At 73.9% G+C, this 15,966-nt stretch carries 14 protein-coding genes; 5 read left to right on the top strand and 9 right to left on the bottom strand.

The window, feature by feature from the left end; genetic code table 11:
* Positions 1 to 27: 27 nt before the first annotated feature.
* From CFP65_RS21050 to CFP65_RS21025, 6 genes are read right to left on the bottom strand one after another with little or no spacing between them, the layout of a single operon-like run.
* A complete protein-coding gene (locus CFP65_RS21050; RefSeq protein ID WP_104817636.1) occupies positions 28 to 894 on the bottom strand; it encodes an NAD(P)H-binding protein in 867 nt (288 codons plus the stop codon).
* The gene (locus tag CFP65_RS21045; RefSeq protein WP_104817635.1) at positions 891 to 2,129 is read right to left on the bottom strand and encodes an FAD-dependent monooxygenase; all 1,239 of its coding nucleotides are present in this window, start codon (positions 2,127 to 2,129) and stop codon (positions 891 to 893) included. Before CFP65_RS21045 ends, CFP65_RS21050 begins: the two co-directional genes overlap by 4 nt.
* The gene (locus CFP65_RS21040; protein ID WP_104817634.1) at positions 2,129 to 2,986 is read right to left on the bottom strand and encodes an LLM class flavin-dependent oxidoreductase; all 858 of its coding nucleotides are present in this window, start codon (positions 2,984 to 2,986) and stop codon (positions 2,129 to 2,131) included. The genes CFP65_RS21045 and CFP65_RS21040 overlap by 1 nt, the downstream gene beginning before the upstream one ends.
* 44 nt (positions 2,987 to 3,030) lie before the next feature.
* Positions 3,031 to 4,380, bottom strand: a complete 1,350-nt coding sequence (locus CFP65_RS21035; protein WP_104817633.1) for an NAD(P)/FAD-dependent oxidoreductase — start codon at positions 4,378 to 4,380, stop codon at positions 3,031 to 3,033.
* On the bottom strand, positions 4,377 to 4,616 hold the full coding sequence (locus tag CFP65_RS21030) for a ferredoxin (RefSeq protein WP_174805557.1): 240 nt from the start codon (positions 4,614 to 4,616) through the stop codon (positions 4,377 to 4,379). Before CFP65_RS21030 ends, CFP65_RS21035 begins: the two co-directional genes overlap by 4 nt.
* A gap of 5 nt (positions 4,617 to 4,621) precedes the next feature.
* On the bottom strand, positions 4,622 to 5,818 hold the full coding sequence (locus CFP65_RS21025; protein ID WP_104817632.1) for a cytochrome P450: 1,197 nt from the start codon (positions 5,816 to 5,818) through the stop codon (positions 4,622 to 4,624).
* A gap of 250 nt (positions 5,819 to 6,068) precedes the next feature.
* Here CFP65_RS21025 and CFP65_RS21020 point away from each other — a divergent pair, with 250 nt between their 5' ends.
* The 3 genes from CFP65_RS21020 to CFP65_RS21010 all read left to right on the top strand — a co-directional run bounded on the left by CFP65_RS21020 (position 6,069) and on the right by CFP65_RS21010 (position 9,889).
* Complete coding sequence (locus tag CFP65_RS21020; RefSeq protein WP_158702295.1) at positions 6,069 to 7,100, top strand: methyltransferase; 1,032 nt, start codon at positions 6,069 to 6,071, stop codon at positions 7,098 to 7,100.
* A gap of 175 nt (positions 7,101 to 7,275) precedes the next feature.
* Positions 7,276 to 8,736: an MFS transporter gene (locus tag CFP65_RS21015; protein WP_104817631.1), complete on the top strand. Its 1,461-nt coding sequence runs from the start codon at positions 7,276 to 7,278 to the stop codon at positions 8,734 to 8,736.
* Between the two features lie 139 nt (positions 8,737 to 8,875).
* Entirely contained in the window at positions 8,876 to 9,889 is a 1,014-nt protein-coding gene (locus CFP65_RS21010) for a methyltransferase (protein ID WP_104817630.1), read from the top strand.
* Positions 9,890 to 9,958: 69 nt separating this feature from the next.
* Here the strand turns inward: CFP65_RS21010 and CFP65_RS21005 are convergent, their stop codons facing one another.
* Positions 9,959 to 10,978 carry a methyltransferase gene (locus CFP65_RS21005; protein WP_104817629.1) on the bottom strand — a complete coding sequence of 340 codons (1,020 nt, stop codon included), beginning with the start codon at positions 10,976 to 10,978 and terminating at the stop codon, positions 9,959 to 9,961.
* A gap of 218 nt (positions 10,979 to 11,196) precedes the next feature.
* On the opposite strand from CFP65_RS21005, the gene CFP65_RS21000 reads away from it, so the two are divergent.
* On the top strand, positions 11,197 to 12,822 hold the full coding sequence (locus tag CFP65_RS21000; protein WP_104817628.1) for an FAD-dependent monooxygenase: 1,626 nt from the start codon (positions 11,197 to 11,199) through the stop codon (positions 12,820 to 12,822).
* A 126-nt stretch (positions 12,823 to 12,948) separates the two neighbouring features.
* Here CFP65_RS21000 and CFP65_RS20995 read toward each other — a convergent pair whose 3' ends face one another.
* Both CFP65_RS20995 and CFP65_RS20990 read right to left on the bottom strand, forming a co-directional pair.
* Positions 12,949 to 13,806 (bottom strand): LLM class flavin-dependent oxidoreductase, encoded by an 858-nt coding sequence (locus tag CFP65_RS20995; protein WP_104817627.1) that lies wholly within the window; start codon positions 13,804 to 13,806, stop codon positions 12,949 to 12,951.
* 32 nt (positions 13,807 to 13,838) lie between these two features.
* On the bottom strand, positions 13,839 to 15,014 hold the full coding sequence (locus CFP65_RS20990) for a nucleotide disphospho-sugar-binding domain-containing protein (RefSeq protein ID WP_104817626.1): 1,176 nt from the start codon (positions 15,012 to 15,014) through the stop codon (positions 13,839 to 13,841).
* 178 nt (positions 15,015 to 15,192) lie between these two features.
* Between CFP65_RS20990 and CFP65_RS20985 the strand changes: the two genes are divergently transcribed.
* On the top strand, positions 15,193 to 15,930 hold the full coding sequence (locus CFP65_RS20985) for an SDR family NAD(P)-dependent oxidoreductase (protein WP_104817625.1): 738 nt from the start codon (positions 15,193 to 15,195) through the stop codon (positions 15,928 to 15,930).
* The last annotated feature ends 36 nt before the right edge of the window (positions 15,931 to 15,966 follow it).

Raw genomic sequence — 15,966 nt, 5'->3', positions numbered from 1 at the left:
CCCGCCGGAGCGGCCGGCGGCACCCCGTCAGCGCGCCGGAGCCTGCCGCGGGTCCAGCTCGCCCCGGTGCCGCAGCAGCCAGGCGTCGAAGGTGCCGGCCGGCCGGCCGGTGAGCTCCTGGACGGTCGGCAGCGGGGTGCCGCCACGGCGCGGATCGGGGTCGGCGAGCGCGTCCAGCAGACCGGCCGCGAACGCGGGCGGCAGGCCGCCGGCGGCCATCGCCCGGGCGGCGGCCTCCGGCGGCGCCTCGACGTACTCCAACGGGCGCCCGAGCAGGCGGGCGACCTTCGCCGCCTGCTCGGGCGCGGTCAGCGCCTCGGGTCCGGTGAGCCGGTAGATCCGCCCGCCGTGCCCCTCGGAGGTCAGGCAGACGACCGCCGCCGCGGCCACGTCCGCGGGGTCGACGACGGCTCTCGGGATGTCGCCGTAGGTCTGGTAGACCCTGCCCTCGGCAGCGATCGACGCCCGCCACTGCAGGACGTTCGACATGAAGCCGGCCGCGCGCAGCGCGGTCCACTCGGCGCCGGACCGGGCGAACGCCCGCTCGGCATCCGCCTGGGCGTGCCCGTAGGCGCCGACCACCGGTTCGTCGGCGGCGACGGAGGAGAGCTTCACCACCTTGCGGACGCCGCCCCGGCGGACGGCCTCGGCCACGGCCGCCTCGTGCGCGGCGGCATCGGGGCCGGCCGACAGCACGAAGACGCCGTCGACGCCCGCCAGCGCGGCCCGCACGGTCTCCGGCCGGGCCAGGTCGCCCTCGGCCGGCTCGACGCCGGGGCCGAAGCCGGCCCGGGCGGCGGCACGGGTGAAGGCCCGGACCCGGTGGCCGGCGGCGGTCAGACCGGCGACCACCTCACGGCCCACGGTGCCGGTCGCACCGATCACCAGGATCACCGGGCCTCCCCCGGCCGGGCCGCCGCCACCGCCGCGGGCTCGGGGAGGGCCGGCGGGTGCCAGTCACCCACCATGGCCAGCCCCTGCTGGCTCGCCCGCGGCTGCGTGCGCCGCATCCGGGCATTGCGCCGCAGCAGCTGCCAGGGCCGCTCGGTCAGCTTCAACTCGCCCATCCGACGCGACGCTTCGACGATCGACTGGGACCGCGGCCGACGCTGCTCGTCGTAGTCGGCGAGCGCCCGGGGGATGTCGTCCTGCGCCGCGAGGACGGCGCACAGGACCGCCGCGTCCTCCAGGGCCTGGCACGCCCCCTGCCCGAGATCGGAGGTCATGGCGTGCGCGGCGTCGCCCAGCACTGCCACCCGCCCGGACACGTAACCGGGCAGCGGCTGCGCCAGCTCGAAGACGTCGTGGCGCAGCACCCCGCCCAGCGGGGTCGCGGCGATCAGCGCGGGCACCGGCTGGTGCCAGGAGCCGAACCGGCGCAGCACCTCGGCGTGTTCGTCGGGGAAGCGCCTGCCCTCCGGTGTGTTGGCGACGGCGAACCAGTAGACGCGGTCGCCGCCGAGCGGCATCCGGCCGAACTCCAGGCCGCGCCCCCAGGTGCTGCCGCCCGGCTCGGCGGCACTGTCGACCCCTTCGGCGATGCCCCGCCAGACGCTGTGCCCGCTGTAGACGGGCGGCGGCACCTGCGGCCACAGGGCACTCCTGATCGCGCTGAAGGCTCCGTCCGCGGCGATCACCAGGTCGCCGCTCACGGCCTGCTCGCCCTCCGGCGTGCGGTGGAAGGCCACCGCGGAGCCCCCTTGGTCGACGACCCGGGTGACGGCCGCGCCGGTGCGCAGCGCGCCGTCCGGGAGGGCGGCGCGCAGCAGGCCGTGCAGGGCGGGGCGGGTCAGCACCAGGAGGGACAGGCCCCTCTCCCGCAGGAAGGCCGGGTCGGCCGGCGGCTGGAGGCGGCGTCCGGAGGCGAGCCGCAGGCCCTCTCCCCCGGGTGCCATCACCGCCGCGTTCGCCCGGACGGCGTCCCCGAGGCCCAGCAGGTCCAGGGCCCGCTGGGCGTTGGTCAGCAGCGAGATGCCGGCGCCGGCCTCGCGCGGCTCGGGAGCGCGTTCCAGCACGGTGACGCGCCAGCCGGTCCGGTGCAGTCCGACGGCGGCGGCCAGCCCGCCGATCCCGCCCCCGACGACCACCGCGCTGCGGCCCGGCCCTGGCCGGCTCGAATCCGCGGGCATCAGCGCAGGACCGCATCCGCGAGCAGGTCCAGGTGGCCGGGGTCGGCGGTGACCGGCAGCAGGAACAGCTCGTCGCAGCCGGCGGCGGCGTAGCCCTCGACCAGCGCGCGGAGCGTGTCGGCCTCGGTCACGGCGCCCTTCGCCAGGTGCTCGGCCAACTGGCCCATGTAGGCGTAGTAGCTGAGCATGTGCTCCCGGGCGTGCTCCGCCCCGCCCGGGCCGAGGGCCACGTAGCAGTTCGCGCCCATCCGGGGGGAGCCGCTGCGGCCCTCCTCGTCCCACAGCGCGCGGAAGCCGGCCACCTGGTCGGCGAAGCGCTGCGGCGGGCCGCCGGGGGAGATCCAGCCGATTGCGTGGCGCGCGGCGCGGCGCAGCCCGGCCGGGGAGTGGCCGCCGCCCCACAGCGGGATGTCGCCGTTGACCGGGCGCGGGCCGACTCCGGGCGTCGGGCCCTTGCCGGCCCAGACCTCCCGCAGCTCCTGCAGCATGGTGTCCAGGCGGTGGCCCCGGGTGCTGAAGTCGGTGCCGGTCGCGGCGTAGTCGTCCTCGCGCATGCCGGCCGAGACGCCGATCACCAGGCGGCCCTCGGAGAGCCGGTCCAGGCTGGCGAGCTGCTTGGCCAGTTCCACCACGCTGGGCCGGTAGGCGGGCAGCAGGATGGCCGTGACCAGCTTGATCCGGGTGGTGACCGCGGCGGCCGCGGAGAGGGCCACGAGGCTGTCGTAACTGTCGTACACCACGCGGTCGGTGACGGTCAGGCTGCTGAAGCCGAGAGCGTCGGCCCGGCGGGCGAACTCGATCAACTGGCCGCCGGAGGCGCCGGGTACGCCGATCGGCAGGCAAACCCCGATGTCCACTGTGTTCTCCTCGGTCGCTTGGGCAGGCGGGCGGGCCGGGCCGGTCAGTCGTCCCGGTCCCCGCCGCGGTGGGTGTGCATGGCGTCGGCCATCTTCTGTTTCATGGACGGCACCCGCGAGGCCACGAAGAAGTAGGAGCGCATCCCGGCGAGCGCCAGCCGCCCGAGGTACGGCCGGTGGATCGGCTGGTCGCCGCCGGTCTGGCGCTTCGACGCCAGCACGGCCTCGAAGCCGTACCGGATCATCTCGGTCTCGTAGCCGCGGACGGCGTCGTGCAGGCTGAGCCGGCCCTCGCGGAAGGCGGTGAGCCGCTTGGTGAGCAGCGCCGCGTCGCGCAGGGCGGTGTTGGCGCCGACCCCCTGACCGGGCGTCATGGTGTGGATCGCGTCGCCGAGCAGCGTGATGGTGGTGGTGGGCCACTGCGGGACGGGCACGGAGGTGCGGATGTTGATCGGGAAGCAGGTGCTGGGGTCGCCCAGCCGGATCAGCTCCCGGAGGGCGGGATGCCACCCGGAGGTCATCTCCTGGACGAGGTCGATCAGTTCACGGCCGTCGCGCTTCATCACGTCCGGCGGGAACTTGTCGGTCGAGGCCCAGAAGCCCCAGTTGACGTAGTCGCGGGTGTTGTCGAACAGCAGGCCCGGCCACTGCCCGACCAGCTCGGCGTCGTTGCCGCCGATGCCGTCCTTGACCCGGCCCTCCCCGTCCCAGGGGAACTCCATGGTGTGCAGGATGCAGGTGTAACCCTTGGGGCCGAGCACCAGGCCGATGCCGTTGCGGACGCTGTCCGGCAGCAGGGCCAGGGCCTCGGGCGTGGCCGGCAGCTTCGCGGCGATCGAGATGATCCCGGCGTCCTCCACCCGGGCGTGCGGCAGGTACTGCCTGCGCACCCGGGAGCCGGCCCCGTCGGCGGCCACCAGCAGGTCCCCGGTCTCCTGGCTGCCGTCCTGGAAGTGGGCGGTGACCCGGCCGTCGGGGTGCTGCTCGTAGTGGGTGAACTCCTTGTCGAACCGGACGACGTCCTCCATGCCGGTGAACAGCACCTGGCGCAGCGTCATCCGGCTGACCGACCGCTCGCCGCTCTCCTCGTCCACGGCCGGGCGGACCGGCAGGGCGATGCTGGTGCGGAGCCGCTCGGTGAGCATCACGAAGTGGCGCGGCGGGCGGGCGCAGGTGGCCTTGAAGGTCTCGTACAGCTCGGGGGGCAGCAGCCGCTTGAGGGCGGAGCTGCCGTCGGGCCCGATGCCGACCCGGTAGCCGTGCAGGCCCGCGCTGCGGGTGCGGTCGCGCTCGAACACCGCGACCTCGAAGCCCGCCCGGCGCAGGCCGTGGGCCAGCGCCATGCCGCCGGTGCCGGCGCCGATGACGAGGACGCGCAGCGGCGAGTCGGTCATGGCGTGGCCTCCCCCGCCTCGTCGGGCTCGACGCCCGGCCCCTCGAGCCGGATCGACCGGGTCGGGCAGCCGCGCCGGGCGCGCTGCAACTCGCGGAGCAGCCCGTCCGGCGGCTGCTCGTCCACCACCAGCACCCGGCCCTCGGCGTCCTGGTCGAACACCTGGGGCAGCCGGTAGACGCAGAGGCTGCTGGTCACACAGCTCTCCCGGTCGGCCGAGACGCGCAGGGAGCCCATGGCCGTCACCAGCTCACCGGGATCTCGGTGTAACCGGCGAGGAAGCCGCCGACCGGCCGCTTCAGCTCCTCGCCCGGCACCGCGAGCCGCAGCCCCGGGAACCGCCGCAGCAGGCCCTCGGTGGCCTCCTGCAACTCCATCCGGGCCAGGGCCGCGCCCGCGCAGAAGTGGATGCCCGCGCCGAAGGTCAAGTGGTGGTTGTCGGTGCGGTGGATGTCCAGCTTCAGCGGGTCGTCGAACTCCGCGGGGTCCATGTTGGACTCCTGGGAGAGCAGCACGGTCGACCCCTTCGGGATGACCGTGCTGCCGTCGAGCAGCTCGATGTCCTCGACCGCGTACCGCAGCGTCCCCAGCGAGGTGCCCATCATCTGGTAGCGGAGCAGCTCCTCGACGGCGGAGGGCACCAGCGAGAGGTCGGCCTTCAGCTCGGCGGCCACCTCCGGCCGGTGCAGCAGCACGGCCATGCCGGTGCCCAGCTGCGAGGCCGTCGTCACGTAGCCGGCGATCAGCAGCGTCTTGACCCAGTGCTGCAGCTGGTAGGCCGTCAGCTTGGACGGATCCTCCCGGCTGATCTCGATCAGGTCGCTGATCAGGTCGTCGCCGGGCTCGGCCCGCTTGGCGTCGATCAGCTCGGCCAGGTACTCCCAGTACTGCTTCCGGCACTCCTCGACCTCGTCCTCGGGCAGGGCCGAGACCGACAGGAAGCCGTCGATCAGGCGCCGGAACTTGGGCCGGTCCTGCGGCGGCACGCCGAGCATGTGGCAGATCACCAGGATGGGCAGCGGGTAGGCGAACGCCTCCATCAGCTCGGCCGGCTGCGGCCCGGCCTCCATGGCGTCCAGCAGCTCCTCGACGATCACCTTGACGACCTCGCGCAGCGCCTCGATCCGGCGCGCACTGAACGCCCGCATCACCACGGAGCGTTCGGTCAGGTAGCGCGGCGGGTCGTTGTCGATGTTCGGGTCGCCGAACAGGTCGTTGCTGGCGGAGACCCGCGAGGCCCGGCCGAAGGTGTTGCGGCTGAGCCGCTCGTCGGCGAACAGCCGCCGTACGTCCTTGTAGCGGGTGACCAGGAGGGCCGGGTCACCGCTGGGCAGCGTGATCTCCTGCAGCGGCCGCTCGCCCAGGGCCGCCCAGGATTCCGGAATGTCCGGTGCCGGCGCCCAGGGAAGGGGATACCCGATGGGACTCGACGCGCTCATCTGTGAACCGCCCTCTCCTCCACGCAACGTTTCGACCGCGCGTACCGCTCGGCCCCGGCCCAGGGTGGGCACCCGCCCTGGGGACCGGCTCGAAGCCCGGTCGAGTCGGCGGCGCGGGGCGCGGGCCCAGCGCAGATCGAGCGATCCTCCATCGGCCGCTGCGAGATTCGCGGCGGTACACCTCCGGCGCTGGCGCCGCGACCGCCGTGACCCACGGTGGTCGGATCCTGATGGAACCCAAGGGAGTGCAATGAGCAGTCAGATCCCGACGCAGCCGGCGACCGCCGCGGAGTACCTGCCGCTGGCCTTCGGATTCGCCCTCCACCAGATCGGCGCGACCGTGTCGAGCCTCGGCATCCTCGACGCGGTGGCCGAGCGGCCCCGGACCGCCGAGCAGCTGATCGAGCTCACCGGGGCCCACCCGCGCAGCCTGCGCCGCCTGCTGTACGCCGCGGTCAAGGCGGGCGTGCTCTTCCAGGACGCCGACGGCTACCGGGCCACCCCGGTGTCCGAGCAGTTCGGGCCGCTGTCCGACATGCACGCCAACCCCGCGGTCTGGCGGGCCTGGGAGGTGCTGGAGGAGTCGGTGCGCACCGGGCGGTCGGCGTTCGACATCGCCAACGGCGCCCCGCTCTTCGAGCACTTCAAGAACGACCCGAAGCTGGCCGCCACCTTCCACGCCGCGATGACCGGCGGCAGTGACGTGCAGTCACCCGCGATCGTCAAGCACTTCGACTTCACCCGCTTCCGGCACGCGGTGGACGTCGGCGGCGGCCGCGGCACCCTGCTGGCGGCCGTGCTCGGCGCCAACTCCGGGCTGCGCGGCACCGTGTTCGACACCGCCAACGGCGTCGTGGAGACCGCCGGCGTGCTCGCCGAGGCCGGGCTCGACGACCGCTGCGACATCACCGTGGGCTCGTTCTTCGAGTCGGTGCCCGCCGGTGGGGACGTGTACCTGCTGAAGAACATCCTGCACGACTGGAACGACGAGGAGAGCATCCGGATCCTCGGCAACATCCGCGAGGTCCTCCCCGAGGGCGGCCGGGTCGTCGTCTTCACCTCGGTGCTGTCCGAGGGCGAGAGCACCGACGAGGACCCGGGCGACGCGCTGGGTGCGGCCATCTCCGACATCGAGATGCTGGTGATGACCACCGGCCGCGAGCGCACCCTGGCGGAGTACGAGCAGCTGTTCGCCGGCGCCGGCCTGCGGCTCACCGCCGCCACCCCGCTGCCCTGCCCGTACCTCTACCACGCACTGGAAGCGGCGCCGATCGCCTCCTGACGCACCGTCGAGGGCCCCTCCGGACACGGCCGGAGGGGCCCTCGCGCGTCCCCGTCGGCGCTCGACCGCCACCCGAGCCGAGCCTGCCAGCATCTCCCGTCGCGGGTACCGCCCCCCGGCCCGTCGGCGCCGATCGCCGCGCGGGCACGGCCCAAGACGCTGACGGAGAGAACACATGACGATCGCACCCGACCAAGTCGGCCTGGCCGCCCCGAGCGGCCCCGACCCGATGCGCTGGCGCGCGGCGGTCTTCGTCCTGGTCGCGATGGCGCTCGACCTCGTCGACACCTCGATCGTCGTGGTGGCGCTGCCCGGACTCCAGCAGCACCTGCACGCGAGCGGCGCGGCCCTCCAGTGGGTCGTCGAGGCGTACACCCTCACCTTCGCGCTCTGCCTGGTGACGGCCGGGCGGGTCGGCGACCTGCTGGGGCGCAAGCGGGTGCTGCTCATCGGGATCGTCCTGTTCCTGATCGCCTCGGCCGGCTGCGGCGCCGCGCCGACCCCCTCGGCGCTCATCCTCGCGCGGGTCTTCCAGGGCCTCGGCGGAGCCCTGGTGGTGACCCAGGGGCTGTCGATCTTCCAGGTGTCGTTCCCGGACAGCGAGCGGGCCAAGGTGTTCGGGCTGTTCGGCGCCCTCTCCGGGCTGGCCTCGGTGCTCGGGCCGGTGCTCGGCGGCCTGTTGATCAACGCGAACCTGTTCGGGTGGTCCTGGCGGCCGATCTTCCTCATCAACCTGCCGGTCGGGCTGGTGGCGCTGGCCGGGGTGGCCCGGTACGTCCGCGAGTCGAAGGCCCCGGACGCCCGACGGCTGGACGGGGTGGGCGTGCTGCTGGTGACCGCGGCACTCCTCGCGGTGCTGTACCCGCTGGTGCAGGGCCGCGAACTCGGCTGGCCCACCTGGTCGTTCGTCGCGATGGGCTGCTCCGTCCCGCTGCTCCTGGCGTTCGCCGCCCACGAGCGGGCCAAGCAGCGGCGGGACGGCTTCGCGCTGGTCCAGCCGGCGCTGTTCGGCAGGCGGACGTTCACGGTCGGGCTGGTCTTGCTGCTGTTCTTCTTCGCCGCCGTGGCCGGCTTCTTCTTCCCCTTCACCTACTTCCTCCAGAACGGCATGGGCTTCTCCGCGGGTGGCGCGGGCCTGGCGGTCCTGCCGTTCTCGCTCGGGGTGGTGGCCACCTCCTCGTTCTCCCCGCTGGCCGCCAAGCGCCTGGGCCGGATCGTGCTCAGCGGCGGCATCGCGGTGATGACGGTCGGCGTGGTGGCGCTGCTCCTGACGATTCGTCACCACAGCGCGGCCGCCGACGCCTGGGCCCTCGCGCCGGCGCTGCTGGTGATGGGCCTGGGCATGGGCCTGGTGGCCTCGCCCATGATCGAGCTGGTGCTGTCCGAAGTGCCGCACGAGGACGCCGGGTCCGCCTCCGGCGTCCTCAACACCGTCAACCAGCTGGGTGCCGCGGCCGGTGTCGCGGGGCTGGGCGTGCTGTTCTTCGGGCTGCTGGGCCGGCAGGAGGGCTTCTCCCCCGCGATCTCCCAGGTCCTCTGGTGCGAGACGGCCCTGCTCGCGGTGGCCTTCCTGCTGACCTTCCTGCTCCCCGCCCGGCTGCGACCGCAGGAGGAGGCCGCACCGGCCGGCCGGTAGCCCGCGGCAGGGACCGAGCCCGGATCGAGCCGTTCTCCATCCCGCGCTGCGAGATTCCGGTGCGCCGGCACCTCGTCCGAGCGGCACCGTCCCCACAGCATCGTCCGCGCAGCATCGTCAGAGAACTGGAGACCCGGTCATGACCACCACCGTGGAGAACGTCGGTACGGCGGCTCACATCCTGCAACTCGGCAACCGGTTCTGCACCGCGAAGGCCCTGCTCACCGCCGTCCGGCTCGACCTCTTCACCGTGCTCGACGAAGGCCCCGCGACCACCGAGGGGCTCCGGCAGCGGCTCGGCCTGCACGGCCGGGGGCTCGCCGACTTCCTGGAGCTGCTCACCTCCCTCGGCCTGCTGCGCCGGGACGCCGACGGCCGCTACCGCAACGCGGAGGGCGCCGACCGCTTCCTGGTGGCCAGCCGCCCCGGTGCGGTCGGCGGCTTCCTGCGCGGCGCGGACATCAACCTCTACCCGGTCTACGCGGACCTGGCGCAGGCGCTGCGCACCGGCCGGCCGCAGGGCCGGGTCGACTACACGGGCATGCTCGACGACCCGGTCGCCACCGGCCACTTCGTGCGGATGATGGACGGCCTGACCCAGGGCCTGGGGGTGCGGCTGCTCGCCGCCCTGGAGGGGGTGGAGTACCGCTCGGTGCTGGACGTCGGCGGCTGCCGGGGGCACCTGCTCGGCCAACTGCTCGCGGCCCGCCCCGGCCTGGAGGGCCACGTCTTCGACCTTCCGCAGCTGGAGCCGTTCTTCCACGAGTACCAGGCCGAACTCGGCCGGACCGGACAGGCCGTCTTCCACCCGGGCGACTTCTTCCAGGACGCGCTGCCCTCGGCGGACGTGCTCGTGCTAGGCCACATCCTGCACGACTGGGACCCTGCGCAGCGGCAGCAGCTGCTCGACAAGGCGTACCGCGCGGTCAACCCCGGCGGGGCGCTGCTGGTCTACGACCGGATGCTGGGCGAGCTGCCCGACGACACCGAGAACCTGGTCGCCAGTCTGAACATGCTGCTGGTCACCGAGGGCGGCGCCGAGTACACCGTCGCCGAGATCGGTGCCCAGGCGCGGGCGGCGGGCTTCACCGAGGTCACCCACCGGCCGCTCGCCGACTTCGACACGCTCGTGCTCTGCCGCAAGGCCGGCTGAACGGCGGGGCCTCGCAAGGAGGGCGCCCCCGGACCGAGGTCCGGGGGCGCCCTCCTTGCCGTTGACCGGTCAGGCCGCCTTGCGGCAGATCACCAGGGTGTCGAAGTCGCCCAGCGGGACGACCTCGGTGCCGGCGAAGCCGGCGTGCTCCGCGTAGCCCACGATCTCGGCGGCCGGGTACTCCGAGCCGCCGTCGGTCACCAGCAGCATGTCGAGGCTGATCACCAGGTTCTCGGCGTGCTCCGGCTCGTCGTCCAGCATCCGGTCGTAGACCAGCAGCGTGCCGCCGGGGTTGACCGCGTCGAAGGCCTTGTGCACCAGCATGCTGCGCTGCTGCGGGTCCCAGTCGTGCAGCACGTGGCCGAGCACCACCACGTCCGCCGAGGGCAGCGGGTCGGTGAAGAAGCTGCCGCCGTGGAACTCCAGCTTGCCGGTCAGGCCGAGCTCCGCGATCAGCTCCTCGGCGAACGGCTTCATCTCGGGCAGGTCGAAGACGCGCCCGGCCAGGTGCGGCCGGGCCCGGACGATCTGCGAGGCCAGGTTGCCGCGCGCGCCGCCCACGTCCACCACCGAGCCGTGGCCGGACCAGTCGTACGCCTCGATCAGCTGGGCGCCGAGCACGTTGGTGAAGGCGTCCATGCTGCCGATGAACTGGCGGAGGATCTCGGGGTTCTGGGTCACCTCGTCGTAGTGGCTGCCGGACTGCTGCTGCCCCGTGCGCAGCGCCTCCTCCAGCCGGCCCCAGGCCGGGTAGAGGTTGCGGCTGGAGCGCAGCAGGAAGCCGCCGACATAGGCCTCGCCACCGCGCACCAGGTGCCGGTCGGTACCCTCCGCGTTGCGGTAGCGGCCCTCCTGGCGCTCCAGGATCCGCAGCGCGACCAGCAGGTCGAGGAAGTCCTGCAGGCCCCGGCCGTGCAGCCCGAGCAGATCCTTGACCTCCTCGACGGTGGCCGAACCGCTCGGCGCCTTGTGCAGCTGTGTGAACAGGTCGAGTTCCACAGCCGTCAGGAGGGCCTTGGCATCGCAGAACGCGTTGCCGAGGCGCAGTATCCCCGCGGCGGTACCGACGTCCGGGGCCTTGGTAGTCATTGCTGAGACTCCTTTCCTGGACGCCTGCCTGCCAGGCGCCGCACCTGTCGGGGTGTGACGCTGACAGCCGGAGATGGAGCAACCCTCGAACCTGTCTGGAGGGGTCGCGGCGGCCCGGGGCCCGACCGTGAAGCCAGGAATCCTCGAGTTCGCGCCGGTACCCCTGACGCAGTGCCGGATCGACCCGCCACTGTTCATGAGTTCATGAGGGGACACGCATGTATGACGTGAACATCCCTGTGCTGATCGTGGGAGCCGGGCCGGTCGGCCTCTCCACCGCCCTCTTCAGCGGGCGCCACGGGATCCGCACGATGGTGCTCGAGAAGCGCGACGGTACGTCGCTGCTGCCCCGCGCCCCGGGTCTCCAGGCGCGCACCCTGGAGCTGTTCCGGGCCGCCGGCATCCACGCCGACATCCGGGCGCTGGAGATGGGCGACTCCCACCCCTACTTCGAGGGCGGGATCATCCAGGTCGACACCTTCGCCGGGATCGACGACGCGGTGGTCCTGGAGGCCCCCTCGCTGGACGGCCCGACGGTCAGCCCCGAGCGGGTGATGGGCTGCGGGCAGGACCGCTACGAGAAGGTCCTGGTCGAGAAGGCCCGGGAGTTCGGCTCGGACGTCCGGTTCGGCACCCGGCTGATCGAGTTCACCCAGGACGAGGACGGCGTCACCGCCGTCGCCGAGGAGAACGCCACCGGCAAGCGCTTCACCATCCGGGCCGACTACCTGGTGGGGGCCGACGGCGCGAACAGCAGCGTCCGCAAGCACCTCGGGGTGGAACGGCACGGGCGCGGGACGGTCTTCAACGCGCTCAGCATCTACTTCAAGGCGCCCGAGCTGGAGACGGTGCTCAAGGGCCGCAAGTTCATCCTCTGCTACGCCAATGTCAACGGCACGCTGATGGGCCTCTCCCGGCTGCACGGCTGCGACCCGTACCTGGCCGCCCCCATCTACCACCCCGAGCGCGGCGAGAAGCCGGAGGACTTCACCGACGAGCGCTGCGTCGAGATCGTGCGCACGGCGGCCGGCAAGGCCGACCTCGCGGTCGAGGTGGTCGACAAGGTGCCGTGGCAGGGCGCCCAGCTGGTCGCCGAGCGCTTCCGCACCCAGCGGGTCTTCCTGGCCGGCGACGCCGCCCACCTGCACCCGCCGGCCGGCGGCTTCGGCGCCAACACCGGCATCCACGACGCCCACAACCTCGCGTGGAAGCTGGCGGCCGTGCTCAAGGGCTGGGCGGGTGACCCCCTGCTCGACACGTACCACGCCGAGCGCCACGCGGTCGGCTCCGCGATGGCGGCGCAGGCGATGGTCCGCAACCGGATCCGGCACGGCCACGCCACCGACCAGGACCGGGCCGAGATGGTGGACGACATCATCATCACCCTCGGGTACCGCTACACCTCCTCCTCCATCACCGGCGAGGGCGACGGCCCGGTGCTCAGCCCGCAGCTCCAGCTCACCGGCGTGCCCGGCACCCGGGCCCCGCACGTCTGGGTCGAGCGGGACGGCGAGGTCGTCTCCACCATCGACCTGTTCTGGGACTCCTACGTGCTGCTCACCGACGAGGCCGGCTCCGCCTGGGCGGAGGCCGCGACCCAGGCCGCCGAGCGGCTCGGTGTCCCGCTGCGGGTCCACCGGGTCGGCCCGGAGAGCGAGTTGAAGCCCAAGGACCGCGACTGGGCCGAGGCGTACGGGGTCTCGGCGGGCGGCGCGGTGCTGGTTCGCCCGGACGCCTTCGTCGCCTGGCGCGCCACCGGTCCGGCTGCCGGGGCGACGGACTCGCTCGCCGAGGCGCTCAGCCGCTCGGCCGGGCTGGACACCGCGGTGGCCCTGGCCGGCTGACCGCCTGCCGCACGCCGAAGGGCGGCCCGCTCCGGATCGGAGCGGGCCGCCCTTCGGCGTGCGGGCCGGGCACGGCGGAGGCGCCGGCCCCAGGAGGGACCGGCGCCTTCACCGTGGCCGGCCGGGTCAGAGCGCGGCGTCCGCCAGCAGCCCGACCTGCTTGAGGTCCGCCGTGCAGGGCAGCAGGATCAGCTCGTCGCACCCCGCCTCGGCGTACGCCTGGACGGCCTCGCGGATCCGCTCCGGCTCGACCAGCACACCGGCGGCCGTCCGCTCGGCCTTGGGGCCGATGAACGAGTAGTACGCGCGCAGGTAGTCACCGGCCACCCGGGCCGCGTCCGGCCCGAGGTGGGTGTAGAGGATCGCCACCATCCTGGGCCGGTCGGTGCGGCCCGCGTCGACCCAGGTCTGCCGGGCCTGGCGGACCTGCTCGGCGTAGGCCGTGACGGAGTTGCCGCCGGCGATCCAGCCGGTGCCGAACTGCGCGGACCGCCGCATCGCCCGGGCCGAGTGCCCGCCGACCAGCAGCGGTACGCCCTCCGGCCGCAGCGGCGCGGGCCCGATGCCGGGCACCGTGCCCCGGCCCGCCCAGATCTCCCGCAGCTCGCCGAGCAGGGCGTCCAGGCGCGCCCCGCGGTCGTGGTAGCCGGTACCGGTCGCGGCGTAGTCGTCCTCCCGGCCGCCGGCGGCGACGCCGAGCGTCAGCCGGCCCTCGGAGATCGCGTCGATGGTGGCCGCCTGCTTCGCGAGCAGCGCGACGTCGCCGCGGTAGCCGGCGATCAGGATGGTGGTCACCAGCCTGATCCGCTCGGTGACGGCGGCGGCGGCCGCCAGCGACACCAGCGGCTCGAAGTTGTCGTACACCAGCCGGTCCAGCACACCGAGGCTGGCGAAGCCGCACTCCTCGGCCCGGCGCGCCCACCGGGGCACCTCCGGGCCGACCTTGTCCGGGACGGTGGTGGGCAGACCTATTCCGATCTCCACGGCTCTCTCCTTCGTCGGGTCTCGACGGACGGTCAGCGAACGGATGCCGACCGGCGATCGGTGAGTTCTTCGAGGGCGGGCACCAGCTCGGCCGGGGCGGGCCGCTCGGCGTTGCGCTCGCGCAGCCGCCGGGCCGCGGCGCGCTCCGCCCCGGAGTCGAGCAGCCGCCGCACCTCGGCACGCAGCCGCGCGGGGTCGGCCTCGTCCCGGCTGAGCACCTCGCCGGCCCCGCAGGCCAGCACCCGGGCCGAGTGGCCGGCGTGGTCCGGGAGTTGCGGCACCAGCAGCAGCGGCAGGCCGGCCTGGAGGGCGGTCAGCACGGTGCCCGCCCCGCCGTGCGAGACCACCAGGTCCGCGTCGGCGAGCAGCAGGTGGAGCGGCACGTCCACGGTGACGGTGACGTCCTCGGGGAGCTCGCCGAGCAGCGGGAGCTGCGCGGCGGAGACGGCGAGCACCACCTCGGTGTCCTCGTCGCGGGCGGCCAGGGCGGCCTGCGGGGCGAGGAAGTGGGCGGGGGACATCTTGGCCATCGTGTGGCCCCAGGTCACCACGGCCCGGCGCCTGCCGGGGGCCGGCGCCCGCAGGGGCGAGCCCGCACCGGGCCCGTTGTACGGGACGTACCGCATCGGCAGCCGCTCGTAGTCGACCGGCACCTGGAACTCGTCCGGGCACGGGTCCACCGTGCAGGATCCGAACGGGTCGAACGCGCCCACCCCGTTGCGCTCGGCCAGCGGCGCGAGCACCTCGGGCAGCAGGCCCCGCGCCCGCAGCAGCAGATCGGTGCCGTACAGCAGCCGCACCGCGGGCACCCCGGCCGCCGCGGCGGCGATCGGGCCGGCCAGCGCGGTGGGCTCGTACACCACCAGATCGGCCCGCCAGTCGCGGGCCAGCGCGGTGAGGTCGTCCACCATGGAGTCGGCGTGGGCGTGGAACATCCGCATGGCGCGCGGGCCCCGGCCCTCCGGTCCGGCCGGCACCACGGGGGCGGGGACGGCGGCGGACGGCAGCAGATAGCCACGGACCAGCCCGGCCGCGTCCACGTCCTGCCCGACCGCGGCCGCCGGCAGGCCGACGCGGACGATCTCGTCCTGGATCGCCGGCTGACTGGCGACCAGCACCTCGTGCCCGGCGGCCCGGCAGGCCCGGGCCAGCGGCACCAACGCGTACAGGTGCGAAGGCCACGCCCAGGTCGCGAACAGTACCCGCATGGATCGCCCCACCTTCCTTGAGAACCTACGGTTCGTCTGATGGCGCGAAGGGTCTCTCGCCTGCCTATCGGACCGATCGCGGACCGCTCGAACCAGGCCGGCCCGAGCTGCCGTCCAGCCATCCGCGAGACGGCCGCGCGACGGTGGCGGCCGAGGTCCGGCAGCAGAGGAGAAGCAGATGGATCAGGGACTGCTCGGCAAGCGCGTGCTCGTCACCGGCGGCACCCGGGGCATCGGGCGGGCGACGGCGCTCGCCTTCGCCCGGGCGGGGGCCACGGTGGCGGTGTGCTCCAGGAGCGCCGGGGCCGAGGCCGACTCGCTCGCCCGGGAGCTGAAGGAGACCGGTGAGGGGCATCTCGTCGTCCAGGCCGACGTGACCACCGGGGCCGGTGCCGCGGAGCTGGCCGCGCGGGTCCGCGAATCGCTGGGCGGGCTGGACGCGCTGGTCAACAACGTGGGGGTGGACGGCCAGGTCTGGTTCGGCGAGCTGGCGGAGACCGAGTGGCACCGGGTGATCGACCACAACGTCACCTCGGCGTACCTGGTCACCCAGGCCGCGCTGCCGCTGCTCGTCGACGGCGCCTCGGTGGTCAACGTGGGCTCGTCCGTCGCGCTCCGCGGTCGCGTCCGCGGGGTGCACTACACCGCCTCGAAGGCCGCCCTGATCGGCCTCACCCGGGCGCTGTGCAAGGAGCTCGGCCCGCGCGCCATCCGGGTCAACACCGTGGCCCCCGGCCTCACCGAGACCGAGCCGGGCGCCGGGCTGCCGCCCGAGGCGGTCGAGCGCATCGTCGGGATGACCGCGCTGGGGCGGATCTGCCGGCCCGAGGACGTGGCCGGCGCGGTGCTCTTCCTGGCCGGCGACACCTCCGCGTACATCAGCGGCGTGACCCTCAACGTGGACGGCGGGGTCTGAGCACCCGGCACCCGCGAGCGGTCCCCCGCCCGACCG

The organism is Kitasatospora sp. MMS16-BH015 (genome assembly GCF_002943525.1).
Lineage (GTDB): Bacteria > Actinomycetota > Actinomycetes > Streptomycetales > Streptomycetaceae > Kitasatospora.
This window is presented reverse-complemented; position numbering and strand designations above follow the sequence as displayed.